Origin of the sequence: Calothrix sp. PCC 7507 (genome assembly GCF_000316575.1) — a bacterium.
In the GTDB taxonomy this organism is placed as follows: domain Bacteria; phylum Cyanobacteriota; class Cyanobacteriia; order Cyanobacteriales; family Nostocaceae; genus Fortiea.
Map to the genome: position 1 here is coordinate 1,781,928 of NC_019682.1, position 23,247 is coordinate 1,805,174.

General features: G+C 41.2%; 23 protein-coding genes. 7 read left to right on the plus strand and 16 right to left on the minus strand.

From position 1 onward, the window contains the following. Positions 1-224: 224 nt before the first annotated feature. The 4 genes from CAL7507_RS07855 (at position 225) to CAL7507_RS07870 (ending at position 6,779) form a co-directional block, all read left to right on the plus strand. Positions 225-827 carry a helix-turn-helix domain-containing protein gene (locus CAL7507_RS07855; protein ID WP_015127926.1) on the plus strand — a complete coding sequence of 201 codons (603 nt, stop codon included), beginning with the start codon at positions 225-227 and terminating at the stop codon, positions 825-827. A 111-nt stretch (positions 828-938) separates the two neighbouring features. After that, complete coding sequence (locus CAL7507_RS07860) at positions 939-3,989, plus strand: ABC transporter transmembrane domain-containing protein (protein WP_015127927.1); 3,051 nt, start codon at positions 939-941, stop codon at positions 3,987-3,989. 170 nt (positions 3,990-4,159) lie between these two features. Next, complete coding sequence (locus CAL7507_RS07865; protein ID WP_042341970.1) at positions 4,160-5,686, plus strand: HlyD family efflux transporter periplasmic adaptor subunit; 1,527 nt, start codon at positions 4,160-4,162, stop codon at positions 5,684-5,686. A 298-nt stretch (positions 5,687-5,984) separates the two neighbouring features. After that, positions 5,985-6,779, plus strand: a complete 795-nt coding sequence (locus tag CAL7507_RS07870; RefSeq protein WP_015127929.1) for a peptidylprolyl isomerase — start codon at positions 5,985-5,987, stop codon at positions 6,777-6,779. A 190-nt stretch (positions 6,780-6,969) separates the two neighbouring features. Here the strand turns inward: CAL7507_RS07870 and CAL7507_RS07875 are convergent, their stop codons facing one another. From CAL7507_RS07875 to CAL7507_RS07930, 12 genes are all read right to left on the minus strand, one after another. Beyond that, on the minus strand, positions 6,970-7,743 hold the full coding sequence (locus CAL7507_RS07875) for a peptidylprolyl isomerase (RefSeq protein WP_015127930.1): 774 nt from the start codon (positions 7,741-7,743) through the stop codon (positions 6,970-6,972). Beyond that, complete coding sequence (locus CAL7507_RS07880; RefSeq protein ID WP_015127931.1) at positions 7,730-8,032, minus strand: HetP family heterocyst commitment protein; 303 nt, start codon at positions 8,030-8,032, stop codon at positions 7,730-7,732. The genes CAL7507_RS07875 and CAL7507_RS07880 overlap by 14 nt, the downstream gene beginning before the upstream one ends. A gap of 176 nt (positions 8,033-8,208) precedes the next feature. Continuing rightward, positions 8,209-9,300, minus strand: coding sequence for a T3SS effector HopA1 family protein (locus tag CAL7507_RS07885; RefSeq protein WP_015127932.1), 1,092 nt, complete (start codon positions 9,298-9,300; stop codon positions 8,209-8,211). A gap of 108 nt (positions 9,301-9,408) precedes the next feature. Continuing rightward, complete coding sequence (locus tag CAL7507_RS07890) at positions 9,409-10,587, minus strand: phosphotransferase family protein (protein WP_015127933.1); 1,179 nt, start codon at positions 10,585-10,587, stop codon at positions 9,409-9,411. A 140-nt stretch (positions 10,588-10,727) separates the two neighbouring features. Continuing rightward, positions 10,728-10,991, minus strand: coding sequence for a hypothetical protein (locus CAL7507_RS07895; protein WP_015127934.1), 264 nt, complete (start codon positions 10,989-10,991; stop codon positions 10,728-10,730). A gap of 252 nt (positions 10,992-11,243) precedes the next feature. Then, the gene (locus tag CAL7507_RS07900) at positions 11,244-11,504 is read right to left on the minus strand and encodes a hypothetical protein (protein WP_015127935.1); all 261 of its coding nucleotides are present in this window, start codon (positions 11,502-11,504) and stop codon (positions 11,244-11,246) included. A 121-nt stretch (positions 11,505-11,625) separates the two neighbouring features. Next, on the minus strand, positions 11,626-11,886 hold the full coding sequence (locus CAL7507_RS07905; protein ID WP_015127936.1) for a hypothetical protein: 261 nt from the start codon (positions 11,884-11,886) through the stop codon (positions 11,626-11,628). Between the two features lie 116 nt (positions 11,887-12,002). Then, positions 12,003-12,269, minus strand: a complete 267-nt coding sequence (locus tag CAL7507_RS07910; protein WP_015127937.1) for a hypothetical protein — start codon at positions 12,267-12,269, stop codon at positions 12,003-12,005. A 116-nt stretch (positions 12,270-12,385) separates the two neighbouring features. Further along, positions 12,386-12,652 carry a hypothetical protein gene (locus CAL7507_RS07915; RefSeq protein ID WP_015127938.1) on the minus strand — a complete coding sequence of 89 codons (267 nt, stop codon included), beginning with the start codon at positions 12,650-12,652 and terminating at the stop codon, positions 12,386-12,388. A 590-nt stretch (positions 12,653-13,242) separates the two neighbouring features. Next, positions 13,243-13,482, minus strand: coding sequence for a hypothetical protein (locus CAL7507_RS07920; protein WP_015127939.1), 240 nt, complete (start codon positions 13,480-13,482; stop codon positions 13,243-13,245). Between the two features lie 620 nt (positions 13,483-14,102). Then, entirely contained in the window at positions 14,103-15,623 is a 1,521-nt protein-coding gene (locus CAL7507_RS07925) for a pitrilysin family protein (RefSeq protein ID WP_015127940.1), read from the minus strand. A gap of 164 nt (positions 15,624-15,787) precedes the next feature. Further along, positions 15,788-17,410 carry a pitrilysin family protein gene (locus CAL7507_RS07930; protein WP_015127941.1) on the minus strand — a complete coding sequence of 541 codons (1,623 nt, stop codon included), beginning with the start codon at positions 17,408-17,410 and terminating at the stop codon, positions 15,788-15,790. Positions 17,411-17,559: 149 nt separating this feature from the next. On the opposite strand from CAL7507_RS07930, the gene CAL7507_RS07935 reads away from it, so the two are divergent. Continuing rightward, positions 17,560-18,174: a TetR/AcrR family transcriptional regulator gene (locus tag CAL7507_RS07935; RefSeq protein ID WP_015127942.1), complete on the plus strand. Its 615-nt coding sequence runs from the start codon at positions 17,560-17,562 to the stop codon at positions 18,172-18,174. A gap of 27 nt (positions 18,175-18,201) precedes the next feature. On the opposite strand, the gene CAL7507_RS07940 is transcribed toward CAL7507_RS07935, so the two are convergent. The 4 genes from CAL7507_RS07940 to csaB form a co-directional block, all read right to left on the minus strand. Beyond that, positions 18,202-18,630 carry a DUF4332 domain-containing protein gene (locus tag CAL7507_RS07940; protein WP_015127943.1) on the minus strand — a complete coding sequence of 143 codons (429 nt, stop codon included), beginning with the start codon at positions 18,628-18,630 and terminating at the stop codon, positions 18,202-18,204. A 114-nt stretch (positions 18,631-18,744) separates the two neighbouring features. Beyond that, the gene (locus CAL7507_RS07945) at positions 18,745-20,046 is read right to left on the minus strand and encodes a sensor histidine kinase (protein WP_015127944.1); all 1,302 of its coding nucleotides are present in this window, start codon (positions 20,044-20,046) and stop codon (positions 18,745-18,747) included. A 126-nt stretch (positions 20,047-20,172) separates the two neighbouring features. Beyond that, on the minus strand, positions 20,173-20,970 hold the full coding sequence (locus CAL7507_RS07950) for a PhzF family phenazine biosynthesis protein (protein WP_015127945.1): 798 nt from the start codon (positions 20,968-20,970) through the stop codon (positions 20,173-20,175). A gap of 291 nt (positions 20,971-21,261) precedes the next feature. Next, positions 21,262-22,302 (minus strand): polysaccharide pyruvyl transferase CsaB, encoded by a 1,041-nt coding sequence (gene csaB / locus CAL7507_RS07955; RefSeq protein ID WP_015127946.1) that lies wholly within the window; start codon positions 22,300-22,302, stop codon positions 21,262-21,264. A 228-nt stretch (positions 22,303-22,530) separates the two neighbouring features. Here csaB and CAL7507_RS07960 point away from each other — a divergent pair, with 228 nt between their 5' ends. Together CAL7507_RS07960 and CAL7507_RS07965 are read left to right on the plus strand one after the other, a co-directional pair. Beyond that, positions 22,531-22,854 (plus strand): DUF2499 domain-containing protein, encoded by a 324-nt coding sequence (locus tag CAL7507_RS07960; protein WP_015127947.1) that lies wholly within the window; start codon positions 22,531-22,533, stop codon positions 22,852-22,854. Positions 22,855-22,923: 69 nt separating this feature from the next. Then, positions 22,924-23,226: a DUF3593 domain-containing protein gene (locus tag CAL7507_RS07965; protein ID WP_042341239.1), complete on the plus strand. Its 303-nt coding sequence runs from the start codon at positions 22,924-22,926 to the stop codon at positions 23,224-23,226. The last annotated feature ends 21 nt before the right edge of the window (positions 23,227-23,247 follow it).

Below are 23,247 nucleotides of genomic sequence, written 5' to 3' on the forward strand. Positions count from 1 at the left end.
CAGAGAAAACAACAGTTAGGCTCGCTACCTATATTTCTCAGGTTTATCTATTACTACTTGCGAAGTATTTACTACCTGATTTTAGAAGCGCCATCTTTTGCGAAAATTTTGTTGGATGGGCTCATAAATTTTGCATCTGTTCAACTTTAGTTATCAAAGTTTTATAACAGATGTAATTGCAACATTTGTCTACATTGTGCGGTTGACAGCAACTAGTAAAAATCATGTCAAACTATTCTTCTAATCAAGACCAGGCTTTTGACAGCTATGACCTACAAGAGAGTAAGTTTTTAACAAATTTTCAACGAAAAGCTTTGTTAAAAAACCTCCAAGCTAATTTGCAACCAGAATATCGGCGACGGATTGAAATTATGTTACTGGCTGATGTGGGTAAATCTCAGACCCAAATCTGTGAAATCTTAGGTTGTTCTCAAGAAATGGCGCGGTACTGGATTGGGATAGCAGAAGCAGGTTTAGCCCATAAATGGAACGAGCGACCAATAGGTAGACCGAAGATTGTTAATCATCAATATATAGAACGGTTGAAAGAATTAGTAAGCCATAGTCCCCGTGATTATGGATACGCATTTGGTTACTGGACAGCGCAATGGTTAAGTAAACATTTAGCAAGTGAATTTGGCATTGAAATTAGCGATCGCCATATTAATCGCTTGCTTAAACAAATGGGACTTTCCACTAAACGCAAAAGTTCCTGTCAACCAGAAACTGAGAATACTAAGGATACAGCCATTACCATCTGCGACCTAAAATCTAACTCCGAACCGAGTTTTAATTGGTCATTTAATCTGATGCAGACCAATAACTAATGTTTAGGGCAGGGGGGAGGGGGCAGGGTGAAAGACAAACGACAAATCACTATTTAGCTATGGATTTGGATGCAAATTAAAGCATGAGCAGCTTAGTTTTGGAGGTCAGAAATGCCATTAGCCTTTTCCGAGCAACAGTTAGCTCAACAACTCACCCAAACCTTGGGTGAGTCGCTGTCAGATAGAGAACTTGACAAGTGTCTCAAAGCAGCGGAAATTCTCGAACCACCAGTAGCCAAGCAGTTTTGGCAAGCTGCAGAGTCGCCGTCCGGAATTTATATGATTTTGGCGGGTAAAGTCAGATTGCTGGATAGTTTTCATAACTTAATCACTACTCTGGCTGCTGGTGCATCATTTGGCGAACTCACACTGTTTCCAGAAACAGAATTTATTCCTTACGTTGCTAGAGCTTCTGTGAATTTAAAGCTTTGCTATCTCAACCAGGAAGCTTTACAAGAAGTGATGAGCAACTCTATGAGTATCCGCTCACGCCTGAAAGAGCGTGCAGAAGTTTGGGATTTGCTGCTGCTTTGTTGTCAGCATTCCCTACTACCGCACGATGAATCAGTGGAGCAGATAATCAAAGCCTTATCCCTCTTTAAGCGGGACACTGTGGAGATTGGCCCCTTAAATACCAGACTATGCAAAGATATTAAGCTTTGGCTATTGCGGCGAGGGGAACTGCTACATTCTGATGGACAAGTATTGACACCTGGCAATGTCTATGCAGCGATGAAGCCAGGGAGTTGGCAGGTGACACAACCAACTATTGTTTATAGTCTGAAGAATGCAGATTGGCAGACAGCATTACAATACTGGCCGCAATTAGCAGGGTTGATCAACTTTCAGGAACGCCAAGCCAGAGTGGGGCGGGAAGAAAATCTATCCCCCGTTCCTAACCTTGTTGTGTCACCGCAGCCAGAGTCGGTAGCCCCACCCCAGGGAAAAATTCGACGTGCTTATTTTCCCAGCCCTAGCGTCACCGTCGGGCGTTGGTGGGGACGTTTGACTAGGCGGTATCCATTTTATGAACAACAAAGTGCCTCTGACTGTGGAGCGGCTTGTCTGGTGATGATTAGTCGCTATTGGGGCAAGCGCTTGAGTGTCAATCGGCTGCGGGAGCTAGCCAACGTTGGCCGTAGTGGGGCTTCATTGCGGGGTTTAACAGCAGCTGCGGAAGCTATTGGATTTGCTACCCGTCCGGTGAAAGCTAGCCTAGATAAATTGTCACAACAACCCTTACCAGCGATCGCTCATTGGGAAGGCAAACACTACATCGTTGTTTATGAAATCAGCAAAAAGCGGGTGATTGTTGGTGATCCGGCGATCGGTCAACGTAGCCTCACTACTGCTGAGTTTAAAGAGGGTTGGACGGGTTATGCATTGTTATTGCAACCTACAGCCCATCTCAAAGAAACCCAGGTAACAAGTACACCATTCTGGCAGTTTTTTGAATTAGTCAAACCACACTCGCGGGTGCTGCTGGAAGTGTTTATCGCTTCCGTGTTAATTCAGGTGTTTGGACTGATTACACCCTTATTTACTCAGTTATTGTTAGACCGAGTGATTGTTCAGGGAAGTACCCTAACTTTAAACACCGTTGGTTTAGGGTTAATCATGTTTGGTTTGTTCCGCGTTGTCATCAACGGATTGCGGCAATATCTACTCGATCACACAGCAAATCGCATCGGTGTAGCGCTGCTGGTAGGTTTTATCAAACATACATTTCGCTTACCCTTATCATTTTTTGAGTCCCGTTACGTTGGTGATATTGTTTCCCGCGTCCAAGAAAATCAAAAAATCCAGCGATTTCTCACAGGGGAAGCACTGTCGATCATTTTAGATTTACTGACAGTGTTTATTTATGTGGGGTTGATGTTTTGGTACAGTTCCGCAATGGCGTTGCTGAGTTTAGCGATCGTACCGCCATTTATGCTGTTAGCTTTGATTGCCACACCATTTTTGCGCCGCATCAGTCGTGAGGTTTTTAATGCCTTAGCTAACGAAAATAGTTATTTGATTCAGAGTTTGACAGGGATTCGCTCGATTCGCTCAATGGCGATTGAACAAACAGTGCGTTGGCATTGGGAAGAACTGCTGAATACTTTGACGAAAAAAACTTTTAGTGGTCAAGTCATTAGCAACCAACTACAAGTTTTCAGTTCTACTATCGAATCTTTAGTAACTACCGGATTACTATGGTTTGGGGCATGGTTGGTAATTCAAAACCAACTCACCATTGGGCAATTAGTTGCTTTTAATATGTTGTTAGGCAACATTATTCGCCCTTTTCAACGGCTGATAGTTTTGTGGAATCAATTACAGGAAGTAATTATTTCCACCGAGCGGATTAATGATGTTTTAGAAGCCGAACCAGAAGAAGATTTACAATATCATCCCCGCCAGTTTTTGCCGACGCTACACGGTCAAATCTGCTTTAATAATGTCACTTTTCGTTATCACTCAGAAAGTGATATTAACGTACTAGAAAATCTCAGTTTTGAAATCAAACCTGAGCAAACAGTAGCAGTTGTTGGGCGTAGTGGTTCTGGTAAAACAACCCTCTCCAAGCTGATTTTGGGCTTATATCCGCCGACTGATGGCAAAGTTTTGATTGATTCTCAGGACGTGACTAGTATTTCCCTGCGATCGCTCCGTTCTCAAATTGGTGTCGTCGATCAAGATACCTTTTTGTTTGGCGGCACAATCCGTGAAAACATCTGCATTGCTCACCCAGATGCCAGCTTAGAAGAGATTATTGAGGCAGCGCGTTTAGCAGGTGCAGACGAGTTTATTAAGCAACTGCCAATGGGCTATGAAACCCAAATTGGTGAAGGTGGCGGCATGTTATCAGGCGGACAACGCCAACGTCTAGCGATCGCCCGTGCTTTGCTCGGAAATCCCCGCTTATTAGTATTTGACGAAGCAACCAGCCACCTCGATCCGGAATCTGAGCGGATTATTCAGAACAACCTCAAAAAAATTCTCCAAGGACGCACCAGTCTAATCATTGCTCATCGCCTTTCCACTGTGCGAAACGCTGACCTGATTTTGGTTTTAGATCGCGGCTTATTAGTCGAAAGCGGCACTCACGATGAATTAATCACCAGAAAAGGTCATTACTTTTATCTAAACCAGCAGCAACTAGCTCAAGCAGTTTAGGGAATTGTCAAGGGTCAGGAGTCAGGAGTCAAGAGTTATTTCTTCCTTGTCTCCCATCCTCCATGCCCAATACTTCTCTGCGAGACGCTACGCGTAGCTTGCTTCCACGAAGTGGTACGACTGCGCTCAGTACAAGTGCCCAATGCCCAATGCCCCATGCCCTAATAACTATGCCAAACCTATCTCACAATTCATCATCCGTGCTAGCCAAACCAGAGTCAGGTAATTTGCCTTTGATTGAGGACTCTACCACTGTCACAACTGAGTCCAATGATTGGTATTATGGCACAGAGGAACTGCTAGATGCTTTACCGAAGGCTTGGACACGTTCAATGCTCTATTTGCTAGTGAGCTTTGCCTTCATCATCTTACCTTGGTCGATGTTAACCAAAGTCGATGAGACAGGAAGCGCCAGAGGGCGGATAGAACCAAAAGGAGCGACACAAAAATTAGATAGTGCAGTCAGTGGTGGCGTTATAGCTGTCAACGTCCAAGAAGGCTCCACAGTCAAAGCCGGTCAAGTTTTGGTCGAAATGGAATCTGATGTACTACGAACGGATTTGCAACAAACACAAACCAAGCTGGAAGGTTTAGTAAATCGGCGCGGACAACTAGAATTACTCAAAAACCAGCTGATGCTGGCAATTAACATCCAAGCACAACAAAATCAATCGCAAGAATTAGAAAAAATTGCCCAAGTGAATCAGGTACAGCAGGATCTGGATGCTAAACAAAGTTCGTATAACTTACAAAAATTGGAAAAACTAGCTCTAGTTGAGCAGGCGAAGCAGGCGATAAATTCTAGTGCGATTGACCACAAGTTGGCTAAAAGTCGGTTGAGCAGAGATTTCACAGAAGTCAAACGCTATCGCCAACTTTGGCAAGTAGGTGCAATTCCCCAAATCAAAATTGTGGAATTGGAAAAAACAGCAGAAGAAAGCCAACGTTTGCAAGAGCAAGCGAAATCAGCTATCAAACAGGCTCATCTGCGCTTTCAAGAAGAATCAAGTCGCTATCAAGCGGTGCTGAGTCAAGCCCAGGCTGATATTCGGCAAGCAAAACTCCGCTTACAAGAACAGCAAAGCAGCTATCAAAGTGTAGTGCAAGCAGGTAGACTAGCGGTGCTGAAAAGTGAGGAACAATTCAAAGACCTGCAAACGCAAATCACCGCTTTGCAATCGGAAATTGCCCAAACTGGCAGCCAAATCACATCCTTAAAGATTCAGTTGCATCAACGAGTAGTGCGATCGCCTATCGATGGCACAATCTTTGAATTACCGATCAAAAAGCCAGGATCTGTAGTCCAACTCGGACAAACCATCGCCCAAATTGCACCCAAGAGTTCTGCCTTGATTCTCAAAGCGCAGATACCTAGTCAACAAAGTGGTTTTTTGCAGCTAGGAAGAAGAGTGAAAATTAAGTTTGATGCCTATCCCTTCCAAGAATATGGAGTAATTTCAGGGCGAATCACCTGGATTTCACCTGACTCAAAAATTCAGGCATCCAATCAAACCACATTAGAAACCTTTGAATTGGAAATCTCCCTAGATCAGGCTTATATGCAAGCTGGCAACAATCGCATTCCCTTAACACCCGGTCAAACAGCAACAGCAGAAATAATTATCCGTCAGCGTCGAGTGATTGACTTTATCTTAGATCCGTTTAAAAAATTGCAAAAAAGTGGTCTAGAGTTTTAGATACAGCGGAATTCAGAAGTCAGAAGTAGGGGATTCAGGAGTGAAAAGGTCTTTATGTATGGTTTTCAGACTTACATAATCTACTCCATTTATAGGACTCATATTTGATTTTTGCAAACACTCAGTACACATCTGCCGCCCTTCTTGCCTATTGCCTATTCCCTAAATTATTAAAACTACCATTGGATAGAGACGATATAAATTGCATCTGATAAATATGAAGTAGGTGCAACTAATTTTTTCTGAAAATCTAAAAATCAATGATTCTAACTGAGTTGATCATCTGAGGATTTGGATTATGTCAAAAGTTTTACCTGTCTCTCTTGAAGACATTCTTTATCATATCAAGCTATCTGGTCAAATTCCTAGTATATTGGAGGCGATCGCTAATAGAAAAGTTATTACTGATACAGCCCAAGAAGCAGGTATTAAAGTTGAAACTGAAGAATTACAACAAGCGGCCGATAGTCTCCGCTTAATTCATAAGCTCATCAAAGCAGAAGATACTTGGGCTTGGCTAGAAAAACATTATCTCACCCTAGATGACTTTGAAGAAATAGCTCATAGTAATTTACTTTCAGCCAAATTGGCAAGTCATTTATTTGCAGAAAAAGTTGAACCATTTTTCTATGCTCACCAACTAGATTATATGGGAGCGGTTACTTACGAAGTGATCCTAGATGATGAGGATTTAGCACTGGAACTATTTTATGCTCTACAAGAAGGCGAAATTAGTTTCCAAGAAATTGCTCGTCAATACATTCAAAATATAGAAATTCGCCGCGCTGGAGGCTATCAGGGAATTAGAAGCCGGACTGATTTTCGACCAGAGATTGCAGCAGTAGTATTTGCTGCTACACCTCCACAGATTCTCAAACCTATAACTACACCACAAGGAGTACATATAATTGCAGTTGAGGAAATTATTAAACCACAATTAGATGAGCAATTACGTCTAAAAATTATGGGAGATTTTTTTACGTATTGGTTAAAGCAACAACTTGTAGATATAGAAATTACGGCACAGTTTCATAAAGAGCCTAATTCTCAATCATCTCATGATGTATTAAGTTCAGTTGAAATAAGTTCCTAAACAGGTAGGCGTAAATAATTTGAAATAAGCTGTATTTAGACCCCCGACTTCTTAAATAATTCGGGGGTCTGGGGAGAAAATATTTCCTGCCCACCTAACAATTTAATTAACTAACAGAAATGCCTGCATCCTAAAAGGTTGTAGGCATTTCATAGAAACAATAAAGATATTGAGTAATTAAATAAAATTCTTATATCTCAATACCAAAATCATGATGCAAATTTTTTAACCACATTTGAAATAGCATGTCCATAATTGTCTCTCTTGTTGATTTATTAAATTCTGAAGGAAACCACTTTTCTATTCTCAGGATGTGATAACCTAGGTTTGTTTGAATTGGTCCAATAACTTCTCCTTCTTGGGAATTAGTGACATGTGCGGCAATTTCTGGGTAGAGTTCAACCAAATAGCGAATTCCCTGAAAGCCACCATTTTCTGAAGAGAGCTTACTATTGGAATGTGCCAATGCTAAAGCACAAAAGGTGGCACTTCCTTGTTGCAATATCTGCACAATTTTCTGAGCGGTGGATAGGTCAACTACCACAATCTGTGACAACGCCACTCTTCTGTAATTGTCACGATTGATCATATAAGCACGGTCTACAGATAAACCAAATAGATATTCTTTCAGCTTTCTTTCTAATAGAGCGACTCTCATTCCTTGCGACCATTCTTCGGCTCGAATCCGCTGCTTTTCTAACCAAGCTAGAGTTTCCATAGTTCCAAATAACTGGTGTTCCCGACGAAAAGCATCTCCTGTTGCTTGCCATTCTTCATCGGATGCGGTGATTCCCAATTGCTCACACATAGTTAAAATCAATACATCTCGTTCAGCTAAAGCTGCAATTTCAGCAAATTTTGCAGAGCGCCGCAGATATGCAAGGATTTCGATATCATTTGCAGAAGGAACTTGTATCAAAAGTGATTTTTCCTGCTGTTTTTGTGATTGATTAATTAGAACCATGTCCACTACTACTTAAATGAATCCAGTTCGATTTAATGTCAACCAGTTCTACATTATTCTTCTCAATTTTATTGCTATGCATCTTTCCTAATAAGCAATTATTTTTGAGTAAGCGAATATATGTACGATAAGGGATGTATTTAAGGGGATTGTAGCCAACAAAATGGAGGAATAAAACACAAGCCCAGGAATATTTCCCTGCGAGAACAGCTTTGATAATTTGTTCGACTTGTTCAATTTGAATTATTTTATCTGACTGTTGATTAGACTCGGAATTTTCTTGACTCATAGGATTTAATGCCTTTATTGGTAAGTAGGTTAGCGTAAATAATTATCATTGGTATCAAGTAGGAGGGAGGAGACAGAAGACAGGATAGAAGAGGGTTTTAGACTTGTTTATTGTTCTTCACATAGTTTGGTTTTATTGTGCTTACTTACTTATTTGTCATTGGTTATTTTTCCTATTCACAAATTCAAAGGAGTGTAAATATCCTCAGAGTTGGCGTTCAGATAAGGACGTTGCAATTCAATTGCTTGTAATGAAAAATGTTGTAAAATTGATGCTATGCGGCCATTTGGTGTGTTGTTTCCTTGCTGCCATGCGTCGAGCAAACCATTAGCGATAATTTGACAACGGTGTGTACCAAAACTTTCTTGATCGTTAAATTTTTGCTCTGGTTCTTCAGCGATCGCTAACCCTGGTGCTATGAACTTTGTGAACAAAGGTACTTGCTCTTGGAAATGGGCTTGATGCTCGGTGTATAGGCTCTCTAAGACTGGATGAACGGCTGCATAGTCTTTTTTGTCAAAATAAAGCACTGCTGAGTCGTAGCGGTCATAATCGGAAGGGTTATACAATGCTTTAAATGAGAAAGCAACAGGTATAGTGTTGAGTTGGGTAGTTAAAGTATCCATGACGGCGATCGCACCATCTGGTGTTAAGTTGAAATAGACACGCACCAAAGTTTGATAATTTCGGGGCATAGCTGCGTCAGCAATTGCCATATAAAACCCATTTTGCACCAGATTCTTAGGCATGGCGATCGCCACCAAGTCACCAACGCTGACAGTTTTTTGTAACATTTCGCGTTCAATATGCAGCGTCAAACCATCCCTATGCACTGCTATAGCACCATCGATTTCTTCTCTGACAACCTGCCAATTAAAGCTTAAGTAGCCTTTTGAGCAATTGCTTTCATGTAAGCGATCGTAAAAAGCTGCATCCACCCCAAAAAATGTATTATTTTCTAGATTTTGGTTGACAGCCAAATTTGTTACTTCTGCATCAGCTGCTAGGACACGTCTCAAAGAACCGTTGTAATAGATACCGTAGAGAAAACTACGCAGTTGTTGACTCAAAAACTTATGCTGAAAATCTGGTGTTAATCGCTGAAAACGAGAAATTACTGATTCTGGCAATTCCAAGGGCTTGTAATCTGGATGGCGAATACAATACTGGGATTGAATTTCAACCCTATGTATGATGTCTTGTATTGATGTCTGCAAAGACTCGGGAATATCGGGAAGTTGAGTTGTCAGCGAACTTAATAGTTGCATAAAGACTTACCTATGGTAGGGGAATTGGGAATGGGGAATGGGGCATTGGGCATGGGTTATTATTTTTCCCTCTTGTCTCCCTTATCGCCCTCATCTCCCTCATTCTCCTTAAACGGGAGATAAGTTAGTGGGATACAAGTCTGATGCCTCCACACCAAAAATCGTTGTCATGGATGCTTCTGGACGACACAATAAACTCTTGGCAACTTGAAGCATACAGATACCTCGATTACCAAAGGTTTTTTCATGTTGGAGTTGGGCTTGAATAGCTTTAATCAAAGCTAAACCGCAAAATTGGACAACTCGCCGTAAAAAATCAGGGCGATGTTCTAGTATTTCGGGGAAATGAGTGAGATAAGCAGTCACCAGCTCTCTAATTGAAGGCTGAAGTAACTCTAGAGGGGTTGTGGCTAGGCGTAAAGACTCTTGAATGGCGATCGCTTTACTAGTAATCATGCTGTTCAGCCAGATTTGCAGATAACTGGCGATCAGCGTTCCTAAATCATTAGCTGGATCTCCCCAAGTACCGCGTTCCCAGTCAATCAAGCGAATGATACTCTCCGATGAGAACGATTCATTAGCAACTGCTTCTTCCCAATTGAGAGAGAGGAGAATATTATTTAGCTTGAGGTCATTATGAGTTAAACAACAGGAGGTGAAAGCACTGGTTAAATCAGCGATCGCTTGTCCTAAGCTATCGTAACGTTGATAAAGAGCAATAAATTTCAGTCCATCGCCAGGTAACTTACCAAAAACTGCTGGGGTAATCCGATCCATTCCACGCGTCAGATTAGGAGTTTCTAAATCCTGGCTATTTCGGAATAACTCCCGATAGTCTGGACGGCCGATAGATATGCGATGAACTGATGCCAAAATAGTTCCGACTACTGTTGCAATCTCAATGGGAAAGAAATTGAAATTCTTTTTGATGTAAAAATCCATCAAATCCTGATAGTTAGTTAAATAATTAAAAATCATGATGGAATTTTCTACATCAAAATATATCGCCTCCGAAAAATATGGGCGAATTTGGCTCACTTCTGAGAACTTCCGTAAAAACTCATGAACGCGCCATTCTAACAAAAACTCGCCAGCAGTTTTCCCTTTTGAATTATGAGGCTCTTGCTTAATTAAAATTTTCCGCTCTTCTGGCAAGCTGATTAATAAGTTAAAGTTTTTGGCATATTTCAACTCGATTTTGCTCAAAGACTGGTCATTTTGTGTACATATTCCTTGGGAGATCAGATAGCTAAACACATTTTGAGAACTCAATAAAAATGGTGACATAGTATTAGATAGATAATTCTCAAACTTAACGACAAAACTTGATTAATTGGTCAGGTAATTCGGTAAGAATAAACATGTATAAGTTTCGGAACGTAAATATCTCTGAAACCATTATCACTTACAAATGACAACTTCTCTATTTAATAAAAGGTAAATGTTTGATAAAGAGAGTTACTCTGTCCAGAGATATATTGTTGATTATTGAAAGAACTTACCAATAAAGTAATGCTGTAGATAGCATATGCTATTAATCCAAATTCTAAAGACTTCAAGCCATAGTTAAGAATCGGCATAAATCCATAATTTTCCCCACCATAGACAAACATGGAATCCAAATTATTCAGGTCGAGGAGGAAGTCTTTTGAATCAGCGGTTTGCAGGTCGGAAATGGTAATATTTTCCATTTATTTAATTTTTCAAAATAATCTATAGAACTAGTATTTGATTTTTGAAATATTAAATTGAAGAAGCTTTCTGAATCGTGGAATAGTTCAAAAACGATTGCATGTAGTTCGGAAAGAGCGATTATAGTCATAATTTACTTCTAGAATAATTGTTGGATTTTAGTCGTATTTTTTAGCGATTAAGCGGTATACTGCTTAATCGCTAATTCAAAATTTCCCGCCGGCGAATATAGATAAACAACAAACTACAAATTAGTAGAAAGTGCCACCTTCGCTGAAAGACTTGAGGATGTGGGCAGTAAGATTTGCACCAAAGGCTAATAGTCCAAACTCTTGTCCTTTAATTCCGTACTCTAATATTGGAGTTACGCCATCAGCAGTATCGGAAACATCACTAGTACCACCATAAACAGAGATAGAATCTGTGTTGTTCAGGTCATTGAGGAAGCTTTCGGAGTCTTGGAACAGTTCAGAACCAGTTGTGTGCAGCTCGGAAAGAGCAATAATCGCCATGATTTTCTCCTAAAATAATTGTTGTAGTCCAGTGGGATTTCTCAGCGATTAAGTCATATATAACTTAATCGCTAAGTTAATCATTTCAACAAAGCAAAGTAGATTAGCAGCCAACTACTTATTAGTAGAAACTGCCACCTTCACTGAAAGATTTGACGATGTGGGCGGTGAGATTTGCACCAAAGGCTAATAGCCCAAACTCTTGTCCTTTAATTCCGTACTCTAATATTGGCGTTACGCCATCAGCAGTATCGGAAACATCACTATTACCACCATAAACAGAGATAGAATCTGTGTTGTTCAGGTCATTAAGGAAGCTTTCGGAATCTTGGAACAGTTCAGAACCAGTTGTGTGTAGTTCGGAAAGAGCGATAGTTGCCATGATTTTCTCCTAGAAAAATTGTTGTAGTTCAGTGGGATTTATCAGCGATTAAGTAATATACAGCTTAATCGCTAAGTTCATCAAATGAGCAAAGTAGATTAGCAGCCAACTATCTATTAGTAGAAACTGCCACCTTCGCTGAAAGATTTGACGATGTGGGCAGTGAGATTTGCACCAAAGGCTAATAGCCCAAACTCTTGTCCTTTAATTCCATACTCTAATATTGGAGTTACGCCATCAGCAGTATCGGAAACATCACCACCACTACCACCACCATAAACGGAGATAGAATCCATATTGTTCAGGTCGTTGAGGAAGCTTTCGGAGTCTTGGAACAGTTCAGAACCAGTTGTGTGCAGTTCGGAAAGAGCAATAGTCGCCATGATTTTCTCCTAGAATACTTGTTGTAGTTCAGTGGGATTTATCAGCGATCAAGCTGTATATTGCTTAATCGCTAATTTCATCATTTCAACAAAGTAAATTAGCAGCCAACTACTTATTAGTAGAAAGTGCCATTTTCGCTGAAAGATTTGACGATGTGGGCAGTAAGATTTGCACCAAAGGCTAATAGTCCAAACTCTTGTCCTTTAATTCCGTACTCTAATAAGGGTTCTACACCTTCAGCAGCGCTGGAAACATCACCACCACTACCACCACCATAAACGGAGATAGAATCCATATTGTTCAGGTCGTTGAGGAAGCTTTCGGAGTCTTGGAACAGTTCAGAACCAGTTGTGTATAGTTCGGAAAGAGCGATAGTCGCCATACTTTTCTCCTAAAATAATTGTTGCGGTTCAGTTAAGTTTGTCAGCAATTAAGCTGTGTATTGCTTAACTGCTGATTCAATTTTTATTCATTTAATTTGAAAAAATCAAGGCTAGAAACATGATTGAAAAGACATAAATAAATGCCTTGTGTCTTTTTTGAATGCTTGTATTTAGTAGCAGATTTATACTTCCAATTAATTTCTATACTTATACCATTTTTTTGTGAAGCTGCATATAATTCACCCCCCGGCTATCGCCGTCCCCCCTTGCCAAGGGGGGACTACAGGGGGGTATTATTATGTGCATCTTCATACAGAATTGGTATTAGCATTATTTTATTTACATGATGGCATCTCGAGCTTATATTAGTAATTATCTTTAATCGACTATAGCTATATTAATTCAAATAATGTTTGCGACACATAGATTATTTTGAAGAGCGAGGAAACCTCGCTCCTACGATTTATCCTTGCTCACAATAATAAATACAAGCGATTTGGTGTATATAAAAATCGTGCGTTCTCAGATTAATTTTGCTAAGAACGCACGACTATAATAAATATGAAATTTTCATTCTCTAAAGGTATTGTCAACCACTAAGCTGTTCTCGCAGATCTGCTATTTGAATATCTACGTTATCCAACCACTGATTGACAGTCTGATTTATTTGGTCTTTGGAAAGTATACCGCTAGTATTGACTTCGCTTGTGCTTCCTCGTCGTCTTCTTCTTCTACCACCTTCTATATTACTCATCTCCCAGATGTTTAGCTCAGTGAGAAGTTGTTCTTCTCTAATAGAGTCTAGGTCAGAGATTGTGATTACAGACATCTTATTCACCTCCTAAAATACAGCGAAACTAGTTAAAATGGTCTTGGATAGCATTAAGCTGCAAATCCAGCATCCATCTCTTTTATTGTGCAATGCAATTTGTAAAATTCAATATTTTTATACTGATTTTTAAGACATAATTAAAGGAGTTTTGTCTAGAAAAGAGACGATTTCATAATAATGGAAGTTCCTTATTTTTTTGACCGATATATATGATTAGAAACGCGATACATCATGTCTCTAATACCATTTCACTTTAATAATGATACAGATGCGTTGGTAAGGGCACGGCATTGCCGTGCCCCTACGAGAAATCCGTCTGTATTAGTGTTTTCGTGAATTGGTATAAGAAGATGTTTGAAAAGTATCTCTCGATGTCATGTTTCATTCCACTACGCTGCATTCAACATCTCAGTATTTACCTAAAATCCTTGATTCTACCCTTCTCCTGCGGAGACTCTACCGCGAACGGGAAGCCACTTCGTGTCTACGTTCCACTTCGTTTCTCTCAGAATGACAAATTATACCTTTCCTAACTTTTCAAACAGCCTCTAAGTATATAGTGTTTCTCACTTCGGTTAAATACAATTAAGGGCGGGGTTTTCCCGCCCCTACTGCTGTTAATTCTTGGCTTGTGGTGGCGGAGATGGAATTGTCACATCTATCGGCGTTATCTGTGTTGCTAGCTGTGTCAATGGTGGTTGAATGGTGGTTTGATTCCCCACTACCAGAGTTACAAGATTTTCTGGTTTGAGGTATTGCTTTGCTACCCGTTGCACATCAGCGGCTGTGGTTGCGGCTACGGCTTTTTGATAACGAAACAAGAAATCAGCCGGATAGCCGTAATATTCGTAGCGCATCAACCGCGATAAGGTTTGGCTAGGATCTTGAAAGTTGAATACAAACGAGTTGAGGGTAGACTCTTTGGCTAATGCTAGTTCTTTGGCTGTTACGGGTTGAGCTTGGATACGCTTAATTTCTGTCTGCAAGGCTTTGACAAATTGCACAGTCGCATCAGAGCGGGTTTGTCCCCCAGCAATGAACAGGCCAGGATAATCGAAGCGGGGACTCCAGTAGCCATATACAGAGTAAGCTAAACCTTGACGCGATCGCACTTCATTAAATAAGCGTCCGCCAAAACCATTGAATACCCCATTCAACACATCCAATGCTGCATAATCGGGATTGTCGAACTTGCCACCTAAATGCCCAATCAGCACGCTACTTTGAGTTAGCTGTGGCTGATTGACAAAAAATACCCCACCCGCCTTAGCTGGCGATACCGCTGGTAACGGAGATTTAGTAATTTTAGGGCTACTCTTCCAGTCACCCAACTTAGCCTGGATGAGCGATCGCATTTTTTTCGGCTCAAAATCCCCAACAATCCCTAAAATGAGATTATTGGGATAAAAATATTGCCCATAAAACTTGAGCAAATCTGCCCGATTAATCCGATCCAGCGTGGCATATTCTGTAGTCCGAGCATAGGGACTGTCATTGCCATAAATTAACTTGCGAAATTCTCTAGAAGCGATACCATCTGGACTATCGTTACGTCGAGCAATTCCACCTTTAGCCTGTGTCTTAGCTAAATCCAGCTTCTCTTGAGCAAACACAGGCTCTCTCAACACCTCAGCAAACAGCCCAAACACCGTTTCTAAATCTTCGCTGAGTGCTTCAAAACTGCCAGTACCCGCAGCTTCACTAATACTAGTTTCCACTGCAGCCGCCCGTTGTTCTAATAACTCATTGAGCTGATCGGGTGAATGCTGCTTAGTTCCACCAGTTCGCATCACCGCACCCGTAAAACCAGCTAACCCAACCTGATCTGGTGGTTCTAAACGGCTCCCAGTTTTTACCAGCAGCGTACCATTGACCAATGGTAGATCGTGATCCTCCATCAAATAGACAACCAAGCCATTTTGCAGCACAAACCGCTCATACTTGGGTAACTTAATCTCAGGTAAAAGAGTGAACTGCAACTCTGTGTAATGCTTCGCTGCTGCTGTCGCTACACCAGAAAAGTTAAAAGTAAAAAGTAAAAAGGCAAAAGCGCCAACCAAAGCATAAAGTAGACTCTTGCTCTTGCGAATATTCAGCTTAAAACTAGAAATTGTCCCCTTCACCGTATACCTCTGCATATCTCTACTATTGCCAAAATAGGGTTTGTCATTTTGAGTTGTTTAAGTAAGTTGGCACAATAAAACCAAGCTGTGTGAAGAAAAATAAACGAGGCTCAAACCCTTTTTCCCCCTGCTCCCTGCCCCCTGCCTTATCCCAACGATAATTATTTATGCCGATCTACTTACCCCTGTTTCGACAACAGCTTACCAATCGTGCGATTCTCAGGCGTAAACGTCCTCTTTGCTACCCGCTGAATATCTGTAGGCGTTACCGCTGCAATTTGGTTTAACTGCTGAAACAAATTCCGCCAAGAGCCAGTTTTCACCTCATATTCCAACAATTGCTGCGCCATCCCCATATTAGAATCAAGGCTGCGTAACAAACCCGCCCTAGCTTGAGTTTTCACTCGCTGTAACTCAGTTGCTGTCACAGGTTCAGTTTTAAGCTTGTCAATTTCTGTTCGCAAAGCCGCTGCTAACTCATCAACGGTGTGATTAGGAGATGTGAGAGCATAAAACAACATCAGATTTGGGTATTTATCTCCAGGGAAACCGCTGAAACCTTCAGCATTGAGTGCTAAACGCTGCTGTTCTACCAAAGATTTATACAGCCTTGATGTCCGTCCATCACTTAATAAACTGCCAATAATTTCATAAACAGCGTTATCTGGATCGTTGATTGCTGGACGGTGATAGCCTTCTAAATACCAGGGTTGGGAAGGTAGCTGTAAAGTTACTGATCGCGTTTGTGTTTGCTTTGGTTCGGCTGTAATTTTTACCTGGGCTTTCGGTTTGGCTGGATAGCGTCCAAAGTAAGTTTTGGCGAGTTTTTTCACCTCAGCTGGGTTAACATCACCGACAATAGCGATCGCTAAATTACTGGGTACATAGTGAGTGTCAAAAAACTTCTGCACATCGTCTGGCGTTAAGCTGCGGATATCTTCGTCATAACCAATCACCGGACGTCTGTAGGGATGGACTTTGTAAGCTGCATCGATAAACTTTTCGATCATCAAGCCAATCGGCGAATTCTCCACCCGCATCCGGCGTTCTTCTAGAATCACATCTTTCTCTTTATAAAACTCACGCCGAATCACCGGATCGAGAAATCTATCTGATTCTAGTGACATCCACAATTCCAACTTATTAGCCGGAAAACTATACATGTAACGTGTGGCTTCAGTAGATGTATTAGCATTTAACCCCACACCTCCGGCTTGTTCCACAATTTGTCCCAGCTCGTTTTGCTTGACTAGCTTGACTGCTTGTGATTCTACTTGTTTAAACTCTTGCTGTAACTGAGTGAGTTTTTCTTTTGAACCATTAACCTTTGCTATTTTAATTTGAGCATCCAACCGCTCTAAACTTTCTAGGAGAGGTTTTTCGGCTTTGTAATCTGTTGTACCAATGCGCGTTGTGCCTTTAAAAGCTAAATGCTCCAAAAAGTGTGCCACACCAGTTTTACCATCCGGCTCATCCACGCCACCGACATCAGCATAGGTAAGAAAAGAAACAACAGGCGCTTGATGTCGTTCTAAAACAATGAACTTCAAACCATTGTCGAGGCGAAACTCAGTTAATTGCTTAATCACCCGATCCAAGTAGGGTTGGATTGAACTAGTTTTTGTAGGTTGCTGCGTTCTTTGAGGAGGAGGTGCTGTCTGAGTTTGAGCTAGAGCAACTTCTGGTAGCAATCCCCACCACAGGATGATTAAAGCGCACAAAGTGACAACTAACCGATGTATTGTGACAGATACTTGGTTTGAACGAGCTAAGATTATGCGAAAGCGGCTAGTCTGATTCATAAGCAACAACTGAAGTAAAGTTCTACAACCTGAAAAACAAGCTAATAGCCTTGAGGCGTTAATCTTGTATTAAGCTTTATCTGCTTTTTGTACTGCACGTTAGACAATATTGCTACAAGTCGTGTTCCGACGATCTCACAATAAATACTATGCGAGTTTTTAATTCTCCCCCACCTTCAGAAGCACAAACGCGTACCCGCATTCTCAGCGCAGCACAGCGATTGTTTGCTGCTCAGGGTTTTGATGGCACTACTACCCGCGACTTAGCACAAGCAGCAGGTGTCGCTGAGGGTACTCTGTTTCGTCATTTTCCCAATAAAAAGGCCATTTTGGTGGAAGTAGCCACTAGTGGATGGGTGGAAATTCTCACAGATTTGCTCACAGAATTGAGTGAGATGGGCAGCTATAAAGCTGTAGCACAGGTTATGCGTCGCCGGATGTGGAATTTACAAAAAAATGCCGAAATGATGCGCGTTTGTTTCATGGAAGTGCAGTTTCACCCCGACTTGCGCGATCGCATTCAATTAGAAGTCATTACTAAAATGACTGATGTCGCTGAAGCTTTCTTTCAAACCGCAATGGACAGAGGTATTTATCGACAAATGGATGCCAAACTTGTCGCCAAGGTGTTTTTAGGAATGTTTGCAGTTGCAGGTTTTTCTGACAAAACCATCATGGAACCCGACGCTTCTCCCCAAGAAATGCAGCAAATGGCAGAAGGACTCGCTGAGATTTTTCTCAATGGGGTTTTAGTTAAGGAATAGGGGATTGGGGATTGGGAATAGTATTTTTTACTCAGCACTCATAATTGTTCTTGCTTGTTGAATCCATTGTTGCACTAGCTCAATTGCTGGACATAAATCTCGCCGCTGCATGGTTGCTACCTGGAAACGCATAATCTGTTTGTGTAATCTGTGATTGGGAGTCTGCGCCAACTGAGCTACTGAACCAATACCCGCATGTAATAATAAGCCACAATATTGTGTGCCAACGCTGGGAATCCGCGCCAAATCGGCTAAAGCCAACCATTTATTTACATACTGAAGATGGATTTGTAATTTATTAGATAACGCGACTCTTGCTTCTAGAGTTCTCCCTTGTTTAACTAGTACTTCTGTAGTTTGAATCCCACAATTTTTTAGTTGGGATTGTTCGTCTTGGCTCAATCCAGGTAATTGCTCAATTGGCCAGTCACAAGATGTGAGGATTTTATGGGGCATAGGGAATTAGGAATGGTGAAGAAAAATATAAAACGTTCACCAAGCGTATAGGGATATAAATAAATTGTAATCGCTACGGGAGGAATAAATCCTCAAGAATTCACTTCTTTACTTCTAATAATCCGTTTTAATTGGCAGTTGAATCAAAAACTCTGTACCTTGCAAAAAATCCGATATAAAATTTAATTCGCCTCCATGTTTATCTATAATTTGGTAGCTAATCGCCATTCCTAAACCTATACCTGAGCCAACATCTTTAGTTGTAAAGAAGGGGTCAAATATTTTTTTCTTTACTTCTTCTGTCATCCCACAGCCGTTATCAGCAATCCGAATAATTAATTTATTGGTGTCTAAAAGTTTAGTGTAAATGCGAATTTGAGGATTATTATTTAACGGTTTTTGATTTCCAGTCTCTTTTACCTTAGTACTTGACAGATTACAACCATGCACTGACTCTTTCAAAGTATCTATGGCATTAGATAAAATATTCATAAACACTTGATTTATTTGTCCTGGATAACAATATATTTTAGGCAAATTACCGTATTCTTTAATCACTTGAATATCGGGATGATTTCCTTCACCTTTCAAACGACTTTGCAACAATGAGAGAGTACTATCAATACCTTCGTGAATATCGACTTGCTTGATTTCGGCTTCATCAAGCCGTGAGAAGTTGCGTAATGATAATACTAAATTACTGATGCGGTTGGCTCCTGTGACTATAGAAGATAATATGCTCGGTAAGTCCTCTCTAATAAAATCGACATCAATTTTATTACTGAAAGCTTGAATTTCTGTTACTTGTTGTGGATAGCACTCCTGATAAAGCGAAATCAATTTGAGCAAATCGGTAATATATTCCTTAACAATCAGAGCATTACCATAAATGAAATTAATTGGGTTGTTAATTTCATGAGCAAGTCCTGCAACTAATTGTCCCAAAGAAGACATTTTTTCGGTGTGAATTAGTTGAGTTTGCGTATCTGCAAGTTCTTTGAGAGTGAGTTTCAGTTGGCTATTAGCTATCTCCAGTTGTGCTGGACTTGGCAAAGCTAGTGCCTGGGGAATTATCGGCACTAAAGTCAGAGCCGTATAAACTGATATGAAAGCAGTAAAAGCTTTGATGAAACCAGATAGCCAATAAGTAGGATGCCAAAGCGTCCATATTTCCATTATGTGGGTTGTACCACAGGAAATAATGAAAGCTCCAAATAATAACAGTATTGATTTAAAGGGTAAATCTTCACGCTTGCGGACGAAGTAAACAAGGGCGATGGGAATAGAAAAATAAGCAAGGGCAATTAAAGAATCTGATATAATGTGTAACCACACTAAGCCCGTTTTCCAGAGGTAACAATGTCCATGTGGAATAAATAAGCCATCTGCAAAAAGGCTTTGTAATAGTTTCAGCATATTTTATCTAGCGAGTATACTTTTCCTAAGTAGGAATGACAGATTATACTCGCCATACACAGAAACGTCTGTATACAGAAATGACTGTAGTATTCAAACAATAATGACATGAAAAATGACAAATGACTAAGTAGTTAATTCTCCCCGCATTACAGTAACAGCTTGTCCGGAAAGAAAGACGCGATCGCCACCTGTATAATGTACCTTGACTACTCCGCCACGACTTGATGCTTGATAAGCTAAGAAATCATCTTTATGCAGGCGATCGCGCCAAAACGGAGCTAGACAACAATGGGCCGCTCCAGTCACGGGGTCTTCATTAACCCCTAATGCCGGTGCAAAGAAGCGAGAGACGAAATCGTATTGGGAATTATAATTAGTGCCACTAGTGACGATTAAATCAGCTATAGGCAATGTTTTTAGTAACTGGAAGTTAGGCTGTAATTTTCGCACCAACTCTTCAGACTCCAACTCCACCAGATAGCCTAAAGAATTCTGCAACACAGACTTGTATGGTACACCCAAAGCTTCGTCTAGTTCTGGCGGCGCAACTGTTGCTTGTGAGTGATTCACAGGAAAATCTAACTCAATCCACGCACCTTTTTTCTTAGCAATCAATACTCCGCTTTTAGTGAAGAAACGCGCCACTTCATCTGGTAAAAGATGTCCCTCTGACCACAATACATGGGCGCTAGCTAAGGTAGCATGTCCACAAAGCGGTACTTCCACCGTTGGTGTAAACCAACGCAGATTGAACCCATTCTCCTGTCTCACAAGAAAAGCCGTCTCAGATAAATTCATCTCTAGCGCCACATTCTGCATCCAGCCATCATCCGCAGCAGCAACCAGAACACAAACAGCCGCCGGGTTTCCCGCAAAGCGTGTATTAGTAAAAGCATCTACCTGAGTAATAATTTGTCCCATATCACCCTAATTCCTAAATTGGTATACTTAATCGTGGCTACACTCAATATGCAAGTTAGCAGCATTCAATATCTGAATCTATGGCATCTTTAGAGATTTTGGTGAAATGCGATCGCTTCTACTAAATAAAAAATCCCTGCTTCTCACAGAATGTTTTAAAAAGGTCTTTCCATGTCATGTTGTAGGCGCTAGCCTTAGAGCAGGGTAACATCTCAGTATGCGCCCAAAACCTAATTATACCTTCTCGGACTTTTCAAACATCCTCTTAGGCTGGCTCGGCGTTGAACAACTTTAATGACTCAAAGCTTCACTCAATAAATCACGATGCATTAAAGCCCGATCTACCAAAGATTGAATTTGATCAGGTGAAAGCGGATCACCATTAGCGTAATGCTCCATCCAAGTCTTACTAATGACATTCGGATCATCTGGCAACATTGCCAAATCCCACCCAGGCATTTCTAAATCTTCCATTAAGCGATTTACCTTGGGGTCATAACTAAGCGCAAAACAGCGACACCCTTCAGCAGCAGCCATAATCAAGCTGTGCAGACGCATCCCAATTGCCATTTCTACGCCCTTAAACACACCTTTTAAAAGCTGCGGATCTTCCAGACACAAAATTTTGCTGACATTTTTCAAATGGGGTTGAATGGCTTGGGCAATGCTTAAATCTTCACTTTTTTGAAATGGCAATAATAAAATAAAGGCTTGTGTGGCTTTTTGAAAGTCAACTAAAGCACGAGTCAAATTAGCCAAGCGTGTTTCTGTAAGTTGGGGATGCGATCGCAAAGTCACCGCCACTCTAGGTGCAGGTAAATCCCAAAGTCTCGGTACTGGCTTAGATGACAGCGCCCAAACCGGATCAGGTGCCAAGATAAACGGAATTTGCCAATCAGATAATAAAGCGGCACTAGCGCGATCGCGCACACTAACTCTGGTACAATATCCGAAGGAGTATTGTGCCAACCAACGAGTCGGGGCACGTTTTAGAGGGCCAATACCCTGCGCCCAAGCCACAGTTTTCAAACCCATTTTTTGTGCCAATGCCATCAACCCCCCATAATAAAAAGGGCTAATGGTACTAGTAACATCTTGAATTAAACTCCCACCACCCCAGATAAAAGCATCACAAGAACGCAAAGCTTGCAGTACGGGTGCAACAGCCATGCGATCGTAGGATTCCACACCATAGCGATCGCGGGTTTCTTCAGGATTACCAGACAAAACTACAGGCGTGACATGGGGTGGGAGCATTTGCAAAAGCGTTGCTAACAAAGCTTCATCACCACCATTACCTTTTCCGTAATACCCAGACAACAACGCCCGCATTGGTTTCATTTTCAATTTTGGATTTTAAGCTTATCAAGTTTTTCGCCCCTGAACATCCCCCACTTACCAGAGATGTCAGATGTCATGGCTGTCATACCATCTGTGAAAATCAGAATTCCCTTGTGAGAAGATGAGATTGTGGAGAAAAAGAACAAAGGAAAATAAATCCTCACCCTTGACTCCTGACCCTTGACTCTTGACTCCCAACTCCCGACTCCCAACTAAATTATGCACGCCCTTTCGATTCCCACCTGGATAATTCATGTTTCTAGCGTGATTGAGTGGATTGCCGCCATTTGGTTAATCTGGACATACGGCGAACTCACTAGCAACCGCACTTGGTGGGGATTGTCCCTTGCCATGTTACCCGCTTTGGTCAGCGCCATGTGTGCCTGCACTTGGCACTATTTCGACAACGCCCAATCTTTAGAATGGTTAGTAACACTCCAGGCTACCATGACCTTAGTTGGTAATTTTACAATGTGGGCAGCTGCTGTGTGGATTTGGCGTTCTGCCCAGCCTGCCAGTAAATCAGTGAACAGTGAACAGTGAACAGTGAACAGTAAATCAGTGAACTTGATAACTGATAACTGTTGTAGTCCAAACTATTAAATCAGAGCAATGATGTCAAAAGAAACCCTATTTGCCCTTTCACTGTTTCCCTATTTGGGTTTCTTGTGGTTTATTAGCCGCAGTAAACTAATGCCGCGTTTGGCGCTATATGGATTTTACGGCACTCTGGTATTCGTCGGTGTCACCATACCCGCCGGGATATATGCCAAATTGCATTATCAAGAATCCTTAGCAAATGTCGATTGGTTACATGGCGGTGCTGAAGTGTTTTTGACGCTTTCTAACATTTTGGTTGTGCTGGGTTTTTGGCAAGCTGTGAAACAATTAAAATCAGTGAACAGTGAACAGTGAACAGTTATCTAGCTGATGTTG